Origin of the sequence: Acinetobacter sichuanensis (assembly GCF_003024515.2) — a bacterium.
Classification (GTDB): domain Bacteria; phylum Pseudomonadota; class Gammaproteobacteria; order Pseudomonadales; family Moraxellaceae; genus Acinetobacter; species Acinetobacter sichuanensis.
Genome location: NZ_PYIX02000051.1, coordinates 1 through 22782 on the forward strand (window position 1 = coordinate 1; position 22782 = coordinate 22782).

General features: G+C 37.8%; 22 protein-coding genes. 11 read left to right on the forward strand and 11 right to left on the reverse strand.

Annotated elements, in window-relative coordinates:
• Window positions 1-125: 125 nt before the first annotated feature.
• Complete coding sequence (locus C9E89_RS19305) at window positions 126-599, reverse strand: hypothetical protein (protein ID WP_107009856.1); 474 nt, start codon at window positions 597-599, stop codon at window positions 126-128.
• Window positions 600-776: 177 nt separating this feature from the next.
• Between C9E89_RS19305 and guaD the strand changes: the two genes are divergently transcribed.
• The 3 genes from guaD (at window position 777) to C9E89_RS19320 (ending at window position 3323) form a co-directional block, all read left to right on the forward strand.
• Window positions 777-2093, forward strand: a complete 1317-nt coding sequence (guaD, locus tag C9E89_RS19310; RefSeq protein ID WP_107009857.1) for a guanine deaminase — start codon at window positions 777-779, stop codon at window positions 2091-2093.
• A gap of 243 nt (window positions 2094-2336) precedes the next feature.
• Entirely contained in the window at window positions 2337-2864 is a 528-nt protein-coding gene (hpt, locus tag C9E89_RS19315; RefSeq protein WP_107009858.1) for a hypoxanthine phosphoribosyltransferase, read from the forward strand.
• Between the two features lie 207 nt (window positions 2865-3071).
• A complete protein-coding gene (locus C9E89_RS19320) occupies window positions 3072-3323 on the forward strand; it encodes a GlsB/YeaQ/YmgE family stress response membrane protein (protein ID WP_107009859.1) in 252 nt (83 codons plus the stop codon).
• A 92-nt stretch (window positions 3324-3415) separates the two neighbouring features.
• On the opposite strand, the gene C9E89_RS19325 is transcribed toward C9E89_RS19320, so the two are convergent.
• Window positions 3416-4123 carry a DsbC family protein gene (locus tag C9E89_RS19325; protein WP_107009860.1) on the reverse strand — a complete coding sequence of 236 codons (708 nt, stop codon included), beginning with the start codon at window positions 4121-4123 and terminating at the stop codon, window positions 3416-3418.
• 81 nt (window positions 4124-4204) lie between these two features.
• Entirely contained in the window at window positions 4205-5170 is a 966-nt protein-coding gene (gene dmeF, locus C9E89_RS19330; RefSeq protein ID WP_107009861.1) for a CDF family Co(II)/Ni(II) efflux transporter DmeF, read from the reverse strand.
• 88 nt (window positions 5171-5258) lie between these two features.
• Here dmeF and C9E89_RS19335 point away from each other — a divergent pair, with 88 nt between their 5' ends.
• Window positions 5259-5525, forward strand: coding sequence for a metal/formaldehyde-sensitive transcriptional repressor (locus C9E89_RS19335; protein WP_107009862.1), 267 nt, complete (start codon window positions 5259-5261; stop codon window positions 5523-5525).
• 143 nt (window positions 5526-5668) lie between these two features.
• Entirely contained in the window at window positions 5669-6853 is a 1185-nt protein-coding gene (locus C9E89_RS19340) for an MFS transporter (RefSeq protein ID WP_107009863.1), read from the forward strand.
• A 61-nt stretch (window positions 6854-6914) separates the two neighbouring features.
• On the opposite strand, the gene C9E89_RS19345 is transcribed toward C9E89_RS19340, so the two are convergent.
• The 6 genes from C9E89_RS19345 to rpmH form a co-directional block, all read right to left on the reverse strand.
• Entirely contained in the window at window positions 6915-7277 is a 363-nt protein-coding gene (locus C9E89_RS19345) for a NirD/YgiW/YdeI family stress tolerance protein (RefSeq protein ID WP_107009864.1), read from the reverse strand.
• A gap of 133 nt (window positions 7278-7410) precedes the next feature.
• Window positions 7411-8775 (reverse strand): tRNA uridine-5-carboxymethylaminomethyl(34) synthesis GTPase MnmE, encoded by a 1365-nt coding sequence (gene mnmE / locus C9E89_RS19350; protein ID WP_107009865.1) that lies wholly within the window; start codon window positions 8773-8775, stop codon window positions 7411-7413.
• Window positions 8776-8866: 91 nt separating this feature from the next.
• A complete protein-coding gene (yidC, locus tag C9E89_RS19355; RefSeq protein WP_107009866.1) occupies window positions 8867-10606 on the reverse strand; it encodes a membrane protein insertase YidC in 1740 nt (579 codons plus the stop codon).
• 5 nt (window positions 10607-10611) lie between these two features.
• The gene (gene yidD / locus C9E89_RS19360) at window positions 10612-10932 is read right to left on the reverse strand and encodes a membrane protein insertion efficiency factor YidD (protein ID WP_107009867.1); all 321 of its coding nucleotides are present in this window, start codon (window positions 10930-10932) and stop codon (window positions 10612-10614) included.
• Window positions 10933-10941: 9 nt separating this feature from the next.
• Window positions 10942-11334, reverse strand: coding sequence for a ribonuclease P protein component (rnpA, locus tag C9E89_RS19365; protein ID WP_107009868.1), 393 nt, complete (start codon window positions 11332-11334; stop codon window positions 10942-10944).
• A gap of 35 nt (window positions 11335-11369) precedes the next feature.
• Window positions 11370-11504, reverse strand: a complete 135-nt coding sequence (rpmH, locus tag C9E89_RS19370) for a 50S ribosomal protein L34 (RefSeq protein ID WP_000831329.1) — start codon at window positions 11502-11504, stop codon at window positions 11370-11372.
• A gap of 663 nt (window positions 11505-12167) precedes the next feature.
• Here rpmH and dnaA point away from each other — a divergent pair.
• From dnaA to C9E89_RS19395, 5 genes are all read left to right on the forward strand, one after another.
• Complete coding sequence (gene dnaA, locus C9E89_RS19375) at window positions 12168-13553, forward strand: chromosomal replication initiator protein DnaA (protein ID WP_107009869.1); 1386 nt, start codon at window positions 12168-12170, stop codon at window positions 13551-13553.
• 111 nt (window positions 13554-13664) lie between these two features.
• Complete coding sequence (dnaN, locus tag C9E89_RS19380; RefSeq protein WP_107009870.1) at window positions 13665-14813, forward strand: DNA polymerase III subunit beta; 1149 nt, start codon at window positions 13665-13667, stop codon at window positions 14811-14813.
• 24 nt (window positions 14814-14837) lie between these two features.
• A complete protein-coding gene (gene recF / locus C9E89_RS19385; protein ID WP_107009871.1) occupies window positions 14838-15920 on the forward strand; it encodes a DNA replication/repair protein RecF in 1083 nt (360 codons plus the stop codon).
• A 54-nt stretch (window positions 15921-15974) separates the two neighbouring features.
• Window positions 15975-18446, forward strand: a complete 2472-nt coding sequence (gyrB, locus tag C9E89_RS19390) for a DNA topoisomerase (ATP-hydrolyzing) subunit B (protein ID WP_107009872.1) — start codon at window positions 15975-15977, stop codon at window positions 18444-18446.
• A gap of 174 nt (window positions 18447-18620) precedes the next feature.
• Window positions 18621-18971: a hypothetical protein gene (locus C9E89_RS19395; RefSeq protein ID WP_107009873.1), complete on the forward strand. Its 351-nt coding sequence runs from the start codon at window positions 18621-18623 to the stop codon at window positions 18969-18971.
• A 287-nt stretch (window positions 18972-19258) separates the two neighbouring features.
• Here C9E89_RS19395 and C9E89_RS19400 read toward each other — a convergent pair whose 3' ends face one another.
• The gene (locus tag C9E89_RS19400) at window positions 19259-19909 is read right to left on the reverse strand and encodes a DUF6304 family protein (protein WP_107009874.1); all 651 of its coding nucleotides are present in this window, start codon (window positions 19907-19909) and stop codon (window positions 19259-19261) included.
• A 62-nt stretch (window positions 19910-19971) separates the two neighbouring features.
• Window positions 19972-21909, reverse strand: coding sequence for an ATP-binding cassette domain-containing protein (locus C9E89_RS19405; protein ID WP_107009875.1), 1938 nt, complete (start codon window positions 21907-21909; stop codon window positions 19972-19974).
• Between the two features lie 229 nt (window positions 21910-22138).
• Between C9E89_RS19405 and C9E89_RS19410 the strand changes: the two genes are divergently transcribed.
• Window positions 22139-22782: putative solute-binding protein (locus C9E89_RS19410; RefSeq protein WP_407641432.1), on the forward strand; the 644-nt coding region annotated here is incomplete at its 3' end.

The window sequence follows — 22782 nt, forward strand, 5'->3', positions numbered from 1 at the left end:
GAAGGCTAATCCCAAATTTCAACTTTAGATGTAAGACCCCGTCATGTAAATTTAGCTTTTGCTTTTTTCAGCTATTTAATTTAAATCCAATGCGTAACATCAGTTATTCAAATCTATTATTAATTTTAAATCGTATGCTCTGCGACACGCTTCATGTACTTATTCAAACGAGTAAAAAATAAAATCTGTAAAAATATGGTAAATGCTGAGACACACCATTCATACCACAGGTCAAAAGCGGTATTTTCAAGTTGGAAAAATTGATAAATTCCCAGTAAAACTAAGCCAAACACAATACCTGCGACTGTGGTTTGTAACAAAATAGGGAAGGAAAGTGCAGTGACTCGGTTCATAAAATGCACACCATTATCACCGCCATTGGCAACATAGGTTCGTTGAATGCCTATAAACATAATCATTAACGTTAATACAGCTTCAACACCAATCACACGTACATCATAATAAGGCGACAACATCCCATAGTAATAAGCAACACTGACCACCAAAGCAGCAATTAAGTAATAGTTTTTATAATGGCGTTTTTCAAGCGTATCTTCTGACAGTTCATGTGCCAAAGCTTTGGTATTCCAAAAATACATAAATCTTTTTATCTCTTATTTGATCATTTGCGCACACTTTACGCATTCTGATCATAAAGATAAAGCCCCAAAATAAAGAGACCAATATTGATTACATTTTAAGTCCACACAAAAGTCTGAAGCATTTTTTGAAATGGGCTACAATCAACTGAAAAAATTCAAAAACGCAGGTTAAATATGTCTTCTGTAGTTACAACGACAGCGATTCGTGGTCGCTTTCTCGATATTCAGAATACAGTTGCCCAAGCGCGTGATCTACACGACCAAGTGCGATATGTAGAAGATGGTCTACTCATTACGTTAAATGGAAAAATCAGTTGGTTTGGTGACTGGCAAACAGGTCAGCATCTGATTCCACCCAATACCCAGATTGAACATTATCCTGAACAGCTGATTGTTCCGGGTTTTATTGACACGCATATTCATTTTCCACAAACCGAAATGGTGGGCGCCTATGGTGAACAGCTTTTAGAATGGCTCAATACCTATACCTTCCCAACTGAAATGCAGTTTGCTGATAAAAACTATGCAGATCAGATTGCCCATTTTTTTGTCAATGAATTACTGAAAAATGGTACGACCACGGCATTGGTTTTTTGTACGGTTCATCCACAATCGGTTGATGCTTTATTTGAAGCGGCTGAACGTCACCAAATGCGCTTAATCGCAGGTAAAGTGATGATGGATCGTCATGCACCTGATGAACTTACCGACACGGCTGAAAGTGCTTATCATGACTCAAAAGCCCTCATTGAAAAATGGCATGGCAAAGGGCGTAACCTGTATGCGATTACCCCACGTTTTGCTCCAACATCTACACATGAACAATTAGAGCGGGCAGGGCAGCTCAAAGCTGAATATCCTGATGTCTATGTACATACGCATTTAAGTGAAAATAAAAATGAAATTGCATGGGTCAAAGAATTATTCCCTGAGCAAAAAGGCTATTTGGATGTTTACCATCACTATGGCTTAACAGGGGAGCGTTCGGTTTTTGCCCATTGTGTGCATTTGGAAGAACATGAATGGGATTGTATGCATGACACAGATTCAGCCATAGCGTTCTGCCCAACCTCAAACCTGTTTCTTGGCAGTGGCTTATTTCCATTGAAAAAAACGTGGGAAAAACAAGTCAAAGTGGGTTTGGGTACAGATATTGGTGCAGGGACATCATTCTGTCAGTTACAAACATTAAATGAAGCCTATAAAGTACAGCAACTACAGGGCGATAAACTGTCTGCCTTCGAGTCGCTGTATCATGCAACTTTGGGTGGTGCCAAAGCCTTAGACTTGCAAGATCAATTGGGCAACTTCAATGTTGGCAAAGAAGCAGATTTTGTGGTCTTGAACTTAAAAGCTACAGCACTACAGCAGTTACGTCAGCAACGTGCCAAAAATATTGAAGATGCGTTATTTGCTTTATTTACTATGGGTGATGATCGCAATATTCAAGCCACCTATATCTATGGAAAGAAAGCCTATGAACAAAGCTAAGTCGCCACAGCAAAAGCCGAAACAATCCAAGAAAAAATTGATTTTAATCGGGACAGTTTTTGTGGTCTGTGCGCTCTTACTGAAAAAAGATGCACACTAAACTTTAGCACGTTTACATTTCAACTGGCAAAAAAGATGCATCTTCAGTCGATATGTTTTAAAATTGATGCATCTTATAGGTGTTGCTCGTCAACACCTTTTTTAATTTGTGAATTTGATATTTTTTAGTTTTAGGTATTTCCCATGACTGTTGAAATGAAAGTAATGATTTCTGCTGAAGAAATTCAAGCAAAAGTTCAGGAACTTGGTCAGCACATTAATGCGCATTATGCCAATAGTGATAAAGAATTGGTATTAATCGGTTTATTGCGTGGTTCAGTAATTTTCATGGCAGATCTTTGCCGTACAATCAACAAAGAACATGAACTCGACTTTATGACTGTGTCGAGTTATGGCGGTGGTACAACTTCAACACGTGATGTCAAAATTTTAAAAGACCTTGATGGTGAAATTCGTGGCAAAGATGTACTCATCATTGAAGATATCATCGACTCAGGTAATACCTTAAGCAAAGTATTGGAAATTTTAAGCACACGCCAACCCAACTCTATTGAGCTTTGTACTTTGGTCAGCAAACCTTCACGCCGTGAAATTGAACTCGATGTGAAGTTTTTAGGCTTTGAAGTCGAAGATAAATTTATTGTGGGTTATGGTTTGGACTATGACCAGAAATATCGTCATCTGCCTTTTATTGGTGAAATTGGTCTGTAATTCAGACTTGATATAATTTCTCAAATAATACTTAAGCGACTTCGGTCGCTTTTTTAATTTCTCTTACAAACCAATAAAAAAATTTTAAAATGCACAAAAACACAACAACTTGTAGCAGAGTAAATCTTTTATTTTTCATCAAAATATTCAACTATTAAATAGATCGAATTCCTTTACTTAGATAAGATTAAAACAAGGAGAAAGATGATGATGGCATTAATTGGCGCAATCATTATTGGTTTTTTTGCAGGTCTAATTGCACGAGCAATTCATCCAGGAAATGACAAAGCAGGCTTTCTTGTTACCACTGCGCTAGGGATCGTGGGTTCTTTAGTCGCAACATATGGTGGTCAGTTATTAGGCTTATATCCTAAAGGTGCATCAGCAGGCTTTATTGCGTCAGTCATTGGGGCAATTGTCGTATTATTTATCTATAATATGATTGCAAAAAGAACTTAAAATGCTTTTTAAAGCATCCATAAAACGGTTTAATTTTCATCAAAAAGCACCGAAATTCGGTGCTTTTTCACTGCATTTAAAATGATTTTAAATCAATTTACTGTCTCATGGATTTCCATATTTTTTTCTATTTCCACAGCAGGGTAGGCACCTAATACCACCTTTCCATTGGAGAAAATAATGGCAGGTGTGCCGTGTAAACCTAATTTTTGCCCCAAAGCTAGATTACGTTCAATTGGATTATCACAAGTAGACTTTGCTATAGGCATAATACCTTTTTGTAATAAATTCCCCCAAGCAAATGCCTTGTTGTCTGAGCACCATACTTGTTTGGATGGAATCATAGACTGTCTTTTTATGGGATAAATAAAGGTATAAATCGTGACATTATCCAGTTGGGCTAAATTGCCTTCAAGACTCTTACAATATGGGCAATTTGGGTCAGAAAAGATGGCGAGCTGACGCTTACCATTCCCCCTGACGGTCTTAATTGCATCATTAAAAGGTAGCTGATTAAAGTCGACAGTATTTTGTTTCGTCATCAAATCTTTGGTCAGGTTCTTTTGATCTTGCAGCCGAATCATTGAGCCAGTAAATAGATGCTGTACATCTTCATTGACGTAAACCACCTGACCATCGAGACTCCCACTATACAAACCTTGCATTTCAGTGGCTTGTAAATTTTCAATTTTAACTTTGGGATATTGTTTCGACAGTTTGGCTTTGACACTGTCGATATTGGCAAAACTGCTGCCACAAACGGCGAGACTTAAACTCAATGCGATCAATTGCTTTAACATATTGAATAAATATCTTAGAAATTTAAATAATCAAAATATTAAAGCATAATCTGTCCAATGAGATGTTGAAGAACTGTTGTTTCAATGCGTTCCACGTGGAACAAAGTTAAACATTGCAGGACGATTAATTTCCACAGAAATATGTACCAATTCTGTATAAATTGATAATGCCTGACGAATACGATCTGCGGTTAAATCCTGAAGTGGTGTTTGCAACGCTAAAATTACCGAAAACTTGCCTTTACCCACTTTCCAGACATGCAGGTCTGTAATCTGAATATCCAGTTTTAAATCTGAAATCACTTCACGGACTTCATCTACTACAGGATGATCCATTTCAGCATCCAATAAAGTTTTCCCAGTTTCTTTGATCAGTCCAAATGACCATTTACCCACCAAAATTGCACCGACAATTCCTAATAGAGCATCCAAAAAATCCCAACCAAAATATTTTCCTGCAAATAAAGCAATAATGGCTAAAACAGAGGTTAAAGCATCTGCAACCACATGTAAAAATGCTGCTTTTTGGTTTAAATCATGTTCGTGATGGTCACCATGTTCATGTGAATGGTGGTGATGGTGATGGTGATGGTGATGGTCATCATGCAATAACCACGCACAAATCAGGTTAATCACTAATCCTAAAACCGCAATAACAATTGCTTCATTATAACGAATCTGTACAGGATTAAATAAACGCTCAACCGATTGAAAAGCCATAAATAAAGCCACGACCATCAACAAAATTGCACTGCTGTAACCTGCAAGAATCTCGATTTTCCAAGTCCCAAAACTAAAACGGGCATCTTGTGCATAATGCCGTGCTGCACGATAAGCCATGTACGCCAAGCCCAGCGCTAACATATGGGAACTCATATGCCAGCCATCGGCTAGTAAAGCCATTGAATTAAAAATCCAACCGCCTGCAATCTCAAAAATCATCATCAGCCCTGTCAAAATCGTGGCAAATAAGATTTTCTTTTGTGCTAAAGGATTACCTTGATCAAATTGATGAGAATGCTGCCGTTGAATGGTTTTAAATTGCATGTGAATTGAATCCAATATACTCCCCTAGAGTATATTCTCGAATTTTAAAATATACTATAAGGGAGTATATTTTTTTTGGAGTCAATAGATGGGACATTTACATCAGGATCAAAAGGTTTTAAATCGGGTCAAGCGTCTTAAAGGGCAAATCAATGCTGTGGAGGCGTCTTTAACTCAACAGGACAAATCCTGTATTGAAGTTTTACAGCAGGTTGCTGCCATTAAAGGTGCGGTAAATGGTTTGATGAATGAACTGATTGAAGCACATTTAAGAGAACATGTTATTTCAGATCATCAGGCTGTGGATGAAGCAGAGCTTGAGATTTTTATGCAATTGTTAAAACGCTATGGATAATTTGACCAACTGCTCAAAAACACATTGACCTGTTACTGATTAAGTTTTAATCTGATATTGCATCAGACTCCTCCTGCCAAACTCAACTTCCTCGGGCTTGGCTTTTTTTATCTGCAAATTTTTATAAATTAAGTGCTCAATACATGAATCAGCAATCATGGCGTCCATTTTTAATGGTGAGCCTAGCCCTGTGTATCGGAACAATTGGAACCGCGTTAGCAAGTCCCTTATACCCGATTTATCAACAACTTTGGCATCTGCTTCCAAGTCATATTACCTATATTTTTGTGGCGTATATGTTTGGTTGTTTGACGACTTTATTGTTTTTAGGACGCAGCAGTAATAGTTTTGGATTTATTCGTACCCTGCAGGCAGGTTTAGCCTTTGCTATCGTTGGCTTGGGACTTTCTGTCTTTGCGAGCAATGCTTATTTTTTAGGATTTGGACGCTTTATTATTGGGATTGCCTCAGGTCTAATCAGTACCTCGGCAATGCTTGGGCTGATTTACACCATTCCAGACACACATAAACAAAGTGCTGCACAGCTCAGCTCCATCATCACGGTATTGGGTTTTGGTTTTGGTCCTCTGATCGGTGGCGCAATTGCACAAGTTTCAGATGCTCCCTTAGTTACGCCTTATCTTCCTGTGATTGTTGCGGCTGCTATCAGTTTTTTCAGTTTATTTAGCATTAAAACCATGCAATTTGAAAAACAAAATTTTTCGGTTGCACCACATTTGGAACTGCCTGAAATACATTTTAAAACGCTGTTTTATCTTGCCAGTTTTACTGCTTTTTGCGCCTTTGGCTCATTCGGTTTATTCGCATCACTTGCGCCCTCATTTATTAAAAATGTCATTCCTTGGCATGGTCCTTTGGTCAGTGGTGCGACCATTGCCAGTATTTTATTGGTTTCAGCCTGTGCCCAGTTTATGGCGAAATCACTCAACATGCATAAAGCCTTAAATGCGGGTCTAATCTTGTTATTAATCAGTTATCTGATTCTGACGATTTGTATGACTATGCACCTGAGTTTTTTATTCTTTTTGAGTGTGATTTGTGTAGGAATGGGACATGGCTTAGGTCTACTTGGTGCTTTTGCTCTGATTCATCACATGACCAACGTAGATAATCGCGCAGCAGTAGTCTCCACGTATTTATTTATTGCCTACTTTGGCACCATCGTCCCGATCATTGGTGCAGGCTATTTGTCAGATCATTTCGGCTTAATGACAGGCGTATTGGGCTTTTGTGCAGGAATGGGTTTACTGTGTCTGTATTTATTGATTCATCACTTGAAAATTAAAACAATTCCAAATAATTCATAGATAAAATGAGAATGTAGGGATCATTGATTGCGCCATCCCTACATATTCTTATACCAAAAATTTAAGGTAAAATTTCAACCGTTACCACATCAATATCTGTTGGTTTATAACGGTGCGTATCGACTTCACCAATCACTTTGACCTGTGTTCCTGCCTTTAATTTTGCAGCACTTACAAGATCATCATCTACTTCAATATTAATGGTGCCTGTATGATCTTTTAGCTCATAGTGCTCCGCTTTGGTTTTACGTACAATTTTACCTGTCAGCGTTACTGCTGTTTCATCCTTGGCTTTGAGTGCTTGTCCAACAGTCAACTGATTCTTTGCCGCTTCTTGAATGATGACATGATCATCTTTACCTGCCCAAACATTGGCTGTTAAACCAAGTAAAATAACAGAAAGCAATAAAGGAGATTTTTTCATGCAAAAGTACCTTTGTTCGATGTCGATCTTTAGCTTAAAGAGGATGTTTTGCCCTGTAAATCAAAGTTACGCAATAATAAAAATTGATAAAAAAAGCTGACATTTGGTCAGCTTTATTCAGTGAATTGGGTTGTTATTTTCCAATACAGAACGATCCAAAGATCACCCCAAGCAGATCATCGGCACTAAAGTCACCTGTAATCTCACCCAACGCATTTTGTGCCAAACGCAATGACTCTGCGACCAATTCTCCCGCATGATAAGCCACAAGCTGCTCATGTGCTTCTGCCAGATAGCTTTGTGTACGCTTCATTGCGTCTAAATGACGCGTTCTGGCAATAAAGGTATCTTCTTCTGGGTGGAAGCCTGCATGCGCTGTAATCGCCTCTATGAGCGCCTGTACGCCCATTTCCTGTTTAGCAGAGACAGTAATATGTCGAAAACCTTCAAAATCGCTTAATTCAGGCGGTTGTGCAGTTAAATCACATTTGTTACCGATCAGCATCAAGCGCTTTGGTTCCAAATGATTGGCAAAATATTCCTGCGCCAAAGTCAAGGGATGTTCGCCCTGACTTAAATCGTAAACCAACAATAAAAGATCGGCTTGTTCAATTTCCTGAATCGCACGACGAATGCCTTCACGCTCAACCACATCGCCTGTTTCACGTAAACCTGCGGTATCAGTTAAGGTAATCGGTAAACCATTTAAGGTGATTTTTTCATGTAAAACATCACGGGTTGTTCCTGCAATATCCGTCACAATGGCACGATCATTGCCTGCCAAAGCATTGAGTAATGAAGATTTACCTGCATTGGGTTTACCCGCAATCACCACTTGTAAGCCTTCGCGCAGTAATTGACCTTGACGCGCAGATTGCTGTACCGCAGCCACCGAAGATTGCACATCTTCCAATAAACTCAGAATCTTACCATCAGCCAGAAAGTCGATTTCTTCTTCAGGAAAATCAATGGCTGCTTCAACATGTAAACGTAAATGAATCAATTTTTGTAAAACAGTATTTACTTTATTGGAAAATACACCTTGTAAGGAACGTACCGCAGAACGTGCAGCCGCCTGTGAAGTGGCATCAATTAAATCAGCAATCGCTTCAGCCTGTACCAGATCCATTTTGCCATTTTCAAACGCACGCATGGAAAATTCACCTGCTTTTGCCGCAGTCGCACCAAGCTCAAGTAAACGTGCCAATAAAGCATTTTGAATTACAGGTCCACCATGCCCTTGTAATTCCACCACATCTTCGCCCGTAAATGAATTTGGATTTGGGAAACAAATCACCAAACCTTCATCCATCACTTCATTGTGCTCATCTAAAAACTGACGAAAACCTGCAAAACGGGCTTTTGGTAGGCTTTTTTGAGTGAATGCCTCTGCAATGGCATAAGCTTTCGGTCCAGATAGACGAATCACACCTACACCACCACGCCCCGGTGGCGTCGCAATGGCTGCAATTGTGGTTTGGCTGATAGGGTTACTCATCTAGATCACTCAAATTTTAACAATAAAAAAATCCGCCTAAGATTAACATCTCAAGCGGATTTTTTCAGCTTTTGCTGTGTGATTAACTCACTTAGGCAACATCTTTGGTCAGTTTTGCTTTTTCAACAGATTTGTTGATAAACCATTGCTGTAAAATTGTGATCGAGTTGTTCACAATCCAGTATAAAACCAAGCCAGCAGGGAAGAACAGCATAAATACTGTAAACATGATTGGCATGATTTTGAAAACTTTGGCTTGCATGGGATCAGCAGGTTGTGGGTTCAAACTTTGTTGAACAAACATGGTTACACCCATCAACAACGGCAAGATGAACCAAGGATCCATCGCTGACAAATCCTGAATCCAAAGCATCCAAGGTGCGTGACGAAGTTCTACAGACTCCATGAGTACCCAGTACAATGCTAAGAAAATCGGCATTTGTAGCAATAGCGGTAAACAACCAGAAAGCGGATTCACTTGCTCGCGTTTGTAAAGTGCCATCATTTCTTGTGAGAAACGCATACGGTCTTCACCAAACTCTTCTTTCATGCGTTGCATTTCAGGTGCAATCACACGCATTTTCGCCATTGAGCGATAGCTCTTAGACGATAATGGCCAAAGAATCAGTTTCACCAAGACAGTCAATAGAATAATTGACCAACCCCAGTTGCCCACTACGTTATGGAACATTTGCAAGCCCATAAACAATAATTTGGCAATAGGCCATAACCAACCATAATCTACAGTTTGGTTTAAGCCAACAGCTAAGTCTTTCAATTCAGATTGAATTTTAGGGCCCGCATAGAATGTTGCATCAATGCTCATGGCTTTGCCAGCAGGAACATTAATTGTTGGAGAAGTAAAACCAATGATATTCATACCATCAGAAGATTTACGTGACTCCAATTTTGCTGTGTATTCTTGACCACCAAAATGACCAGGAATCCAAGCACTCACAAAATAATGTTGAACAACTGCAACCCAACCACCTTTCGCTTGGGTATCCAATTTTTCTTCAGAGAAATTGGCAAATTTTAATTTATTATAATGCTCATCAGGTGTACCCCAGGCACCGCCTAAGAATGTCCCTAAAGTAAAGATCCCTTGATCAGATTTGCCTGGATCTTCAGAGTTATCACGTTTGAGCTGCCCAAACATTTGACCCTGCCAATTTTGCGCGCTACGGTTCACCACCTGATAGCTGACTTCAATTGGATAAGCACCTTGTTTAAAGTTAAAACTTTTAATGATTTCTACGCCATCAGCTGTTTTGAAAACCATTGGCACAGTTAAAGTTTTAACAACTTTACCATCTTTATCTTTAACATCTTTTGAGTCTGCTACGGTATATGCCGCTTTTTCAAACTCATAATTTGGACGTCCTGCACGACTACTGTCTGGTCCATTTAAACCAATTAAGCCTGATTGAGCGACATAGGTACGCTTAGCATCACTTTCAAGCATAACAAAAGGTTCATCACTGTTTTTACTTTTGTCATGGTTGAGCAATTCAATACGCACAATATCACCACCTTTTGGACTAATCCAAACATGGTAAAGGTCAGTTTGTACTGAAATCAGTTGTTGATTTGCGGTTGCGGGTGCAGTATTTGGTTGTTGTGCAGCAGCAATATTTGCTTGCGGAACATCGCTAGAAGCCGCAGTCGTTTGACCATTTGGTAAGTCGGCAGAAACATCATGCGCTACGACCGCAGCAGGCTGCGCTTTCGTAGGTTCTACATGACCATAATCTTTTTGCCACGCCAAAATGAGCAAATATGCGACGACAAACATGGCCCCGAGAATTGCAAACCTGGCCCATTGTTGCATATCTATTACCCCAAGTGGTTAGAGTGATGTTGGTTCGAAAAACGTTCACGCAAGGGTACAGCAACATGAAACGTTTGAGAATCTATTTGCTGAAATGAAATAAAACGAATTGCTTTTTTAGGCACAGGATCATAACCAAATCCTCCCCATGGATGGCATCGGCAAATACGCTTTGCAGCGAACCAACTACCCTTAAAGGCGCCATAGCTATGGATTGCTTCTAAGGAATACTGAGAACAAGTTGGAATATAACGACAACGAGGTCCAATGAGGGGACTAATCGCAACTTGATAGAAACGAATCAACCAATGCAATATACGAACCATTGGCTTTCTCTATTTTTGAGGAGAGGAAATTGCTGTTTTATGGTGCTTTTTAACAAGGCGTTGCAATTTCTGCCATGCAAATTTTAACTGCTCATGCAGTTCAGCATTGGAAATTGTGTCTATCCCCATTTTAGGCATGACGACAATATCTAATAATTCAATATTTTGCTGATTGAGGCGAAAACTTTCACGCGCCAAACGTTTTATTCGATTTCTTTCATGTGCACGGCGAACTTTTTTCTTAGCAACAACTATACCCAAACGGCTTTTAGGCTGTTCGGTAATTTTTGCTAAAAATAAGAAATGGGGTTGATGCACTTTAAAAAGCGCACCATCAAATACACCTTTGTAATCTGCAGCACAGCGGATTCTTACCTCTGGACTGAAACTATAAAGTGACATAACACCCAAATCGTATAACTTAACTATTTAATAAATTAAACAGTTAAGCTATGACGACCTTTTGCACGACGACGAGCTAATACTTGACGACCAGCTTTAGTAGCCATACGAGCACGGAAACCATGAACGCGTTTGCGCTTTAATTCAGATGGTTGGAATGTACGTTTCATGTTGAAACTCCAATGTTGATCTTTCTCTAAAGGTTCGCGATTGTATTGTGCATTGTTTATCCTGTCAATGAATATACGAAGTTGTTACTCTTTTTTTACATATTTAATTTTTTTATTGTTTTTGTTAAAAATGATATTTACAAATAAAACATGGCTAATCAAAGAATAAGTTATTGTTTTTTAAAATAATTAAGTTATCCATAAGAATACCCACAAACTTATCAACAGGTTTACCCATAGTTTATTGATTTATTCACAATTGCATCTCTATTTTTTGAATTTAAATTTAAAATAATGACTTATCCACAAATTTCTTGGGGCTTATTAATAAATTCAAATTTATAAATTTAAATTTATTATTATTAGCACTGCTTTTTTCTGAGGAAAAGTCATTTTTATCTTTATTAATTATATATTTATGCTGTGCATAACTTTGGATATTTCTTGTTGATAAATTGTGGATAAGTTTTAGTTGTATTTTATCCACAGCTTATGTTAGAACTTATCCACAATGGATTTAAATTTAATTTTTATTGGTGGAAAGTGGTTTTTTTATACAATTCACTGTGAATTAATCATGACAGATGTGGATAACTTGGTTAGAATGGCGACCCCCATCGTTATGGGTTATCTTTTTTAAACTTTGAATGGAAGGAGTTTCACATGCTTTGGACAGACTGCTTAACTCGCTTGCGACAAGAGCTCTCTGATAATGTCTTTGCCATGTGGATTCGTCCTTTGGTTGCAGATGAGACAAATAATACCTTAAGACTTTATGCGCCTAATCCCTATTGGACGCGTTATATTCAAGAGCATCATTTGGAACTCATTACTATTTTGGCAGAGCAATTGTCAGAAGGACGTGTTTGTAAAGTTGAAATTTTAGTTGATTCTAGACCAGGTGCTATTCTTTCTGCGGCAGAACAACCAGCGACAACGACAGCAGCTTTAGAGACGACTCCTGTTGTTAACACTAAAGTGAAAAAAGAAAAAGAAGCCGAAGTTGTTGGTAATAAAAATTTTAAGAAGAAAGTTCTAAATCCGTTATTTACATTTGCTTTGTTTGTTGAGGGTCGCTCTAACCAAATGGCGGCAGAAACATGTCGTAAAGTTTTAACTCAACTGGGTGAATCTCAGCACAATCCATTATTTTTATATGGACCAACGGGTTTAGGTAAAACCCATTTGATGCAAGCAGTTGGAAATGCATTATTGCAAGCAAAACCAAATGCACGTGTGATGTATATGACTGCTGAAAGTTTTGTTCAAGATTTTGTTAGTTCCTTGCAAAAAGGCAAAGTTGAAGAATTTAAAAAAAATTGTCGTTCATTAGATCTGTTATTGGTCGATGATATTCATTTGTTGGCTGGTAAAGAAGCGAGTTTAGTTGAATTTTTCTATACGTTTAATGCTTTATTAGATGAGTCTAAACAAATTATTTTAACGTCAGATCGTTATCCAAAAGAGTTAACCGAACTTGATCCACGATTGGTTTCACGTTTTTCGTGGGGTTTATCTGTTGGAGTTGAGCCACCTGATATCGAAACACGAATTGAAATTTTGTTGAAAAAAGCTGAAAGCAATGGTGTTGATTTGCCTCGCAACTGTGCATTGTTTATTGCTCAACAAGTCGTTGCCAATGTGCGTGAGTTAGAAGGTGCATTGAACAAAGTAGTCGCTATTTCACGTTTTAAAGGGGCGACCATTGATCTGGATATTGTTCGTGAATCATTAAAAGATGTCTTAGCGATTCGAGCACGTACAATTAGCACTGAAAATATTCAGCGTGTTGTGAGTGAATATTTCCGTATTCCTCTTAAAGAATTAGTTGGACCTAAACGAACTCGTATTTATGCACGTCCACGTCAACTTGCAATGGGTTTGGCGCGTGAATTAACAGGAGATAGTTTTCCTGAAATTGGCATGGCTTTTGGTGGGCGTGACCATAGTACAGTGATGCATGCTTGTGAAAAAGTACAAAGTTTATGCAATGAAGATCCTATTTTTAATGAGGATTATAAAAATTTAATGCGTTTACTTCAAAGCTAATTTTTGATCAAATTCTGCTCTTGAAATGCGGTATAATCTACCGCATAGTACAGGGCAAATAATATATTTACCCCCCCATTTTTCAGTTGTAAAATTTAGAGGAATTCCACCGTGCGTTTGAAAATCGCGAAAGAAAGTTTGCTCAATGTTTTGTCTAATGTTGTAGGTGCTGTCGAACGTCGCCACACATTAAACATTCTTTCAAACGTTAAAATTCAAGCGACAGAACAAGCTTTGATTATTACAGGATCGGACTTGGAAGTGGAATTGGTCGCAAGTACAACCCTTGCTGAAGGTGCTTGCATCCAAGCAGGGCAGACAACTGTACCCGCACGTAAATTAGTTGATATTTGTAAGTCTTTGCCTGCTGCTGCATTGATTGATTTACAGATTACTGAAGATCAGCGTTGTATTTTGAAATCGGGTAATAGTCGTTTTGTGTTAGGTACTTTACCTGCTGAAGATTATCCATTGTTAACGACTGAAAATACTCAAGGTACACATGTTCAAGTGACTGAGCGTGAATTAAAACGTTTATTTGAAAAAACGGCATTTGCTATGGCTGTGCAAGATGTACGTTTTTATTTGACAGGTACTTTGTTGGAAATTGACCAAAATCAGTTACGTGCAGTGACTACGGATGGGCATCGTTTAGCATTGTGTGAAACATTAGTAGAGTCAAATGCAACTCAATTAGTACAGGCAATTGTGCCACGTAAGGCTGTGGCTGAATTGCAGCGTTTGTTGAGCATTGAAGATGATAATTTAACGTTATTGATTGGGCGTGAGTTATTGAATGTCATGATTCAAGCACCAAGTCGTGATAAAGAACAGGGTGAAATTACTGTACGTTTTACCACTAAGTTAATTGATGGAAAATTCCCAGATTATCGTCGTGTTATTCCACGTGGTGGTGATAAAAATGTATTAATTACTCACGATGTATTTAAACAATCATTACAACGTGTTGCGATTTTAAGTAATGAAAAGCTACGTGGAGTTTTCCTGAATTTTAATGCAGATTCTTTACAATTACGTGCAAATAACCCAGAGCAAGATGAAGCAATTGAAGATTTAGCAATTCAATATAATAATACACCAATGGAAATGTCATTTAATGCACAATATATTTTAGATGTTTTAGGTGTATTAGATGGTGATGATGTATCTATGACGATGTCTGAGTCAAATCAGTCAGTTTTGGTACAAGATCCAAACCAAAACAATCAAACTTATGTTGTTATGCCAATGCGTGTTTAAGTTCAGCTTAGATCATTTCATCACATGCATATTACACGCTTAAATATACAACGTGTTCGAAATCTAAAAACGGTTGCACTCCATGAGTTGCAGCCGTTTAATGTTTTTTATGGCAAAAATGGTTCAGGTAAAACTTCGATTTTAGAAGCGATCCATTTGTTAGCAACAGGGCGTTCTTTTCGTACCCATATTCCTAAACATTATATTCAAAATAACAGTACAGATGCTTTGGTTTTTGCTCAATCGGCAACTGAAAAAATTGGCATGCAAAAATTACAAAGTGGTGAGCAGCTTATCAAGGTCAATGGTGACTCTGTTGCAACACAAGGACAGTTAGCCAAAATCTTACCTTTACAACTGATCGACCCATTGAGTACTGATATTATTGATCATGGAGCAAAACCTCGGCGTCAACTTTTAGACTGGTTAATGTTTCACGTGGAACCTGAGTTTTACCATGCATGGCAGTATTATTCACGTGCACTGAAACAACGCAATAGTTTGCTGAAAACCAAGCGTAATTTAAGTTTAGCTGAGCTTGAACCTTGGAATAAAATGTTAAGTGAATATGGTGAGATCCTGCACTCTCAGCGTCTTGAAATTGTGGAACAATGGAAAGTTTATTTGGCACAAGACCTGCAAATTTTATTGCCTAATTTGAGTATTGAAATGGACTATAGTGCTGGCTTTCATGTAGAGCATGGTTTGGGGCATGACCTGATCAATTATCATCAAAAAGATGTAGAGCGGCGTTATACTGAATATGGACCACACCGTGCAGATCTACGTTTAAAAACATCAACAGGAGATGCAGATGTTGTTCTTTCTCGTGGGCAAAAAAAGTTATTGATCATGGCATTAAAACTATCACAAATTGCCATGCTACATGCTTGTAATAAGGAAACTGTGGTATTATTAGATGATGTGACAGCAGAATTAGATTTAACTGCACAACAGCGTTTAATTGAACGATTAAGCCAACTTGGAAGTCAGGTTTTTTTGACCACATTGGACCAAGATTCAGTAAAAAAACACTTACATGATTTGTCGATTTCCTACCAATTATTCAATGTTGATAACGGTCAAGTTCAACTTGTTGTGCCATGATTTTTTTATTTTAAGCTAATTCTTAATAGACCTATTTTTCGCTAGGGAGAAACCATGAGTTCAGAAGATCAAATCGCTTCTCAAACAGAACCAACCACTGAAAAGGCTTATGATTCCTCTAGTATCAAAGTATTACGTGGTTTAGACGCTGTACGTAAGCGTCCGGGAATGTATATCGGCGATACGGATGATGGTTCAGGCTTACACCATATGGTGTTTGAAGTTGTCGATAATGCCATTGATGAAGCTTTAGCTGGTCATTGTGATGAAATTATTGTCACGATTCATGAAGATGAGTCTGTCAGTGTGTCTGATAATGGTCGTGGGATCCCAACAGATATTCATCCTGAAGAAGGGGTGTCAGCAGCAGAGGTTATTTTAACGATTCTGCATGCAGGTGGTAAGTTTGACGATAACAGCTATAAAGTTTCTGGTGGTTTACATGGTGTAGGTGTTTCTGTTGTAAATGCTTTATCTAGTAAACTTGAGTTAACCATCCATCGTGCAGGTCATGTTCACCAACAAGAATATAAACATGGTGATCCTGTTTATGCTTTAAAAGTGATTGGCGATACAACCATCAGTGGAACGACTGTACGCTTCTGGCCAAGTGCTGAAACGTTTAGTCAGACGATTTTTAATGTTGATATTTTGGCACGTCGTTTACGTGAACTTTCATTTTTAAATGCAGGGGTACGTATTGTTCTACGTGATGAACGTATCAGTGCTGAACATATTTTTGATTATGAAGGTGGTCTGTCTGAGTTTGTAAAATATATTAACCAAGGCAAAACTCATCTCAATGATATTTTTCATTTTACGACTCAAACGCTTGAAACAGGCATCACTGTAGAAGTGGCATTGCAGTGGAATGATACGTATCAAGAAAATGTGCGTTGTTTTACGAACAACATTCCACAAAAAGACGGTGGCACACATTTAGCTGGTTTCCGTGCTGCGTTAACACGTGGTTTAAACCAGTATATGGAAAGTGAAAATATCCTTAAAAAAGAAAAAGTTGCTGTTTCTGGTGATGATGCACGTGAAGGTTTAACTGCGATTGTTTCAGTAAAAGTACCTGATCCAAAATTTTCTTCACAAACCAAAGAAAAATTGGTTTCAAGCGAAGTAAAATCTGCAGTTGAACAAGCAATGAATAAAGCATTCTCTGAATATCTTTTAGAGAATCCTCAGGCTGCAAAATCAATTGCAGGTAAAATCATTGATGCGGCACGTGCGCGTGATGCTGCTCGTAAAGCCCGTGAAATGACACGTCGTAAGAGTGCATTGGATATTGCTGGGCTGCCTGGGAAATTAGCAGATTGCCAAGAAAAAGATCCTGCATTATCTGAACTTTATTTAGTGGAAGGTGACTCTGCAGGTGGTTCGGCAAAACAAGGTCGTAACCGTAAAATGCAAGCGATCTTGCCGCTTAAAGGTAAAATTTTAAACGTAGAACGTGCCCGTTTTGATAAGATGATTTCTTCACAAGAAGTCGGTACTTTGATTACAGCATTGGGTTGCGGCATTGGACGTGAAGAATACAATCCTGACAAATTGCGTTATCACAAAATCATTATCATGACCGATGCGGACGTGGATGGTTCACATATTCGTACGCTTTTATTGACTTTCTTCTTCCGTCAAATGCCTGAATTAGTGGAACGAGGTCATATTTATATTGCACAACCACCGTTGTATAAATTGAAAAAAGGTAAGCAAGAGCAGTACATTAAAGACAATGACGCTTTAGAAACCTTCCTGATTTCTAGTGCAATTGATGAATTAGAGTTACATATTAGTGCAGATGCACCTGCAATTCGTGGTGAAGCATTAGCAAATGTCATTGCTGATTATCAAACTTCACAGAAAAGTCTACAGCGTTTAACCGTACGTTATCCTGCGACTTTACTTGATGGTTTATTAGGTTTAGAAGCATTTAAATTTGACCAAAATCATGATCAAAATTATGTGAAAGAGTGGGGTGAAAACCTGCGTCTTGCGATTGAAACAGCACAAGCAAGTTTACGTCCTGAACTGAGCCTTGAAAGTTTTGAACGTGAAAATGCTGAGGGTGTTCGTTCGACGGTATATTTCCCACGTTTAACGATTTATGTACATAATTTGCCACATCATTATTTATTAGATGCCAGTTTATTAGCATCAAGTGAATATATTCGTTTGTTGAAAAATTCAAAAAGCTGGTTCACTTTATTGGAAAATGGTGCATTTTTACAAAAAGGTGAGCGTAAAATTAACGTATCGACATTCCATCAAGTTTGGCAACAAATCATCTCTGACTCGCGTCGTGGCATGATGATTCAGCGCTATAAAGGCTTAGGTGAGATGAATGCAGAGCAGCTTTGGGAAACAACAATGGATCCTGAAAACCGTAATATGTTACAGGTCACAATTGATGATGCGATTGAAGCAGATCGTATGTTTGCATGTTTAATGGGTGATGATGTTGAACCACGTCGTGCATTTATTGAAGAAAATGCTTTGAATGCTGATATTGATGCTTAATTAAGTTTATCCCTGTTTAAATAACCCTAAATGATATATTTGGGGTTATTTTTTGCCTGTAATTTTGTATCAATCTTAGGATTATTTGTATATCTAAAATTATTTTATCAAAGTGACTTATTTCTATGTCAGTATTTATTTCATAGACAATATTATATAAAACAAGAGGCTAGAATGATGGATAATCAATTAGAGCACACCCGAGATATTTGGGTAAATGCTTTTTTTACAGGAAATTATGATGTTCTTGCTCAGTATGAAGATGAGCATTTTAAAGTGATTTATGAAAAAGATGGACGTATAGAAGGGAATTTTACACGTTATGAAAAGATCGCTCATGCTGTAAAAAATGGTGTCTGGAAACCTCAAAAACCCAATGTAAAAAGTGAAGAATATGAGTTTAATCGTGAGCAAACTTTATGTATGGTTTTGATTCATTTAGAAGATAGTACGACAGTCATTCAGGAACAATGGGTATATGAACAAGAATGGAAAATTACCGAATTGCGTTTTTTAAAAAGTTAATCTGAGCGCTTTGTGTATAAATAGAGATAGGCTGTGGATAACTTTGCTGTTATCCGCAGATGTAGATTGACTTATACACAAGTGGATATTTCATTGTATTGGGTTGTTGTGTTGGAAATCTGAGTTGTGTTTTTTATTCTGCTTTTAGCTAAGATTTGATGACTGAGGATAACTTGGGTTTTATCCATAAAAGCTGTGGATAACTTTTTTCAAGTTGGGGAAAAGTCTAGTGTTATACACATCAAAGCGATGTATATAGATGGCATAGCTTATTCACATGTTTTAGCTTAATCGATGGTACCGCGATAACCGACTTGTTGATCGCGTATGGTGTAATCTTCACAGCAATAAATTTCCTGATTACAAAAATCAACTGCATCTAATTGCATATAATCATCTTTATTTTTTACTGCCAAATAGTTTGATTTTTGCTTTTTAAAACAACCCATACTGCCCATTTGTGCTTGCCCATAAACACTATAATCTGCATATAAACAGCCATAACAGTTTTTAAAGCGATATTTTCCTTGAAACTGTCGTTGTATTTGATCAAATAAACCTTCAAAGTCGCTATGAGATGCTGAGTAGCATTGACCTGCTAATTCAAAATCTAAGTGTGCGCTATATACGGTTTGGTGCATTTCAATCTGTAAATTAGATCTAAATTGGAAAATTTGCTGATTTTCAATTTCAATGATGGTTAAGGGGAGATTGATTTGCAGTTTATACTTGATCAGAGCATCTTTTGCCCAAGTAAATTGCTGAGCTTGGTCTTGGGTTAAAGTGCTTGTATTGTGAATAGTTAAATCATCAAAATCAGTTGCTATAAAAGAAATATTACGGATTTTAAAACTTAAGAATTTGAAATTATTGATAATCCTTATAGGAACAGAGCCGAATATATCTGTATAGATACCATCATAATATTCTATTTTCATTTTTATGATGAGTGCAGAGAAAAGAGAAAGTAGTTTAGCACTACTTCCTCTTGGCTAAATGATTAATCTTCAAAAGAACTTTCTAATTCTTCTAATTCCATCATCAGTTCTAACATTTGCTCTTCAGCATGTTCTAACTTGGCTTTCGATTCAGTCTGTTCATTCATCAACTTGAGTAAGTCATCTTTACGATTTGCCTCATAAAGTGCGGTATCACCGAGTAAGGTTTCAATTTCAACAAGACGAGGCTGAATTTTACCAATTTGTGCTTCTATTTTTTCAATATTTTTACGAATTGGGCGACTCACCTCACGACGGCGTGCCATTTCTTTGCGCTGTGCTTCTTTATCTAATTTTGAAATGGTTGGTTTGACTTGAACTTGTGATTGTACAGGTGCAGCAGGTTTTTGCCCTTGTTTGATAAGATCAAGACGAGCTTGGCGTAACCAGTCTGCATAGGCTGTCAAATCACCATCAAATTCACGGCTTTGCCCATTGTGAACTAAAATGAGTTCATCACAAACACTCGCAACCAATTGGCGTTCATGCGAAACCAATACCACAGCACCTTCAAAATCTTGTAATGCCATGGTCAGTGCATGACGCATATCTAAGTCTAAATGGTTGGTTGGCTCATCGAGAATCAAGACATTTGGGCGTTTCCACACAATCAGTGCTAAAGCTAAACGCGCACGTTCACCGCCAGAAAAGCTTTCACTTGGCGTATCCATGCGTTCGCCACTAAAGCCAAAACTACCAAGAAAAGATCGAAGTGTTGCTTCACTAATTTTTTTGTCTGCAATACGAGCCAATTGTAGCATTGGGCTTGCAGTGCCATCTAAAGCATCCATTTGATGCTGCGCAAAATAACCAATATTGAGCAGTTCAGATTCTTTACGATGTCCTTGTATTAAAGCTAAATCACCGACAAGAGATTTGATCAGAGTTGATTTACCTGCACCGTTCATTCCCAATAAACCAATACGACTGGTTGGTGTAATTTGTAAATTTACATTGGTAATAATAAGTTTATTGCTATAACCAATATCGGCATGTTCAAGCTCAAGCAGTGGTGAACTCATTTTACTTGGTTCACGGAAACTAAAGGTAAAGGGTGTATCTACATGTGCAGCAGAGAGTTCTTGCATACGTTCAAGCTGTTTGATACGGCTTTGTGCTTGTTTAGCTTTGGTGGCTTGTGCTTTAAAGCGATCAATATATTTTTGCAAATGTGCACGTGTTTCAAGCTGTTTTTCATAGGCTTGTTGTTGTTGTGCTAAACGTTCGCTACGTGTGCGTTCAAAGGTTGAATAATTACCTGTATATAAAATCAATTCTTGATTTTCGATATGTAAAATATGATCTGTAATCGCATCTAAAAAATCACGGTCATGTGAAATTAAAATGAGTGTACCTTCATAGGCTTTGAGCCAGTCTTCTAACCATAAAATAGCATCTAAATCTAAATGGTTGGTTGGTTCGTCAAGTAGCAGTAAATCTGAACGACTCATCAATGTACGCGCCAGATTTAGGCGCATACGCCAACCGCCTGAGAAGCTTGAAACATCAAGTTGTGACTGATATTCGAAGAACCCTAAACCTGCCATTAACTGAGAAGCTTTTGCTGTTGCTGAATAGCCATCAATTTCATCAAAACGACCATAGAGATGTGCAAGTTCATCATTATTCAGTTGTTCAGGGTGTTCAAGCTGATGTTGAATTTGCCAAAACTCTTCATCACCAGAGAGGACGAAATCAATTGCTTTCATATCCAAAGCTTTAATTTCTTGTGCCATATGTGCCACAGTCCAAACATCAGGACGATTCAGGCTACCATGATCAGACTCCATTCCACCCAGTAAGGCTGAAAATAGCGTTGATTTACCAGCACCATTGACACCAGTTAAACCAATTTTCCAACCAGGATGGAGTTGCATCGATGCTTTTTGAAAAAGTACACGCCCACCGCGACGTAAAGAAAGTTGTTCTAGCTGAATCATGAATGAAAACTATACTGCAAAATGTATGCGCTATCTTAATAGATAAATGAGTTTGCACCAAAGAATAAAATATCCACAGCAAGTTTCTCAGTTTAAAATAAAAGAAATCATTTTATGCTTTCGTCTATAAAATGGTTAAAATTGTACATAAAGTATTGGTTTTATGATACAAATCACACTTATAAGTATTTTAATTGAGTTTTATAAATAAAAAACGTTGTAGGAGAAAATGATGCATAAAATAAATACACTGAGTTCTAGTGCCTTATTTTTATGTACTTTAATGGCATCAAGTTTAGTTGAAGCTAAACAAAATGTTTGTGTATTTGATTTGCTTGGAAAAGCAGGGGAATCTTATAAATTAATGGAGGAGTGGGCGCTTGCTTCAAAAAGTTGGGGAGCAAATGTTAATTTAGTTGCATATCGTTCAGAGGCACAAGCAGAGCAAGATTTTAAAACACAAAAATGTGATGCTGTTGCAATGACTTCAATGCGCTCACGTCAATACAATAAATTTGGTGGTTCTATTGATGCTTTGGGGGCTGTTTCTTCAAATGAAATTGCACATAAGGCAATTGTTTATGCTTTAGATAAGCGTAATGCGCGCCGTTTAGTCTCCACACAAAATGGTGTGAAATATGAATTAGCAGGAATCAGTCCTTTAGGCATTGCTTATATTTTTGTCCGTGACCGTGCGATTAATACATTATCGAAAGCCAAAGGTAAAAAATTTGCTTATTTACACTACGACGATGCACAGAAAATGGCAGTTCAACAAGTGGGTGCTATAGGTGTTCCTTCTGATATTTCAAATTTTGTTAAAAAATTTAATGATGGGCAAGTCGATGCAATTGCTGCGCCTGTATATGCCTT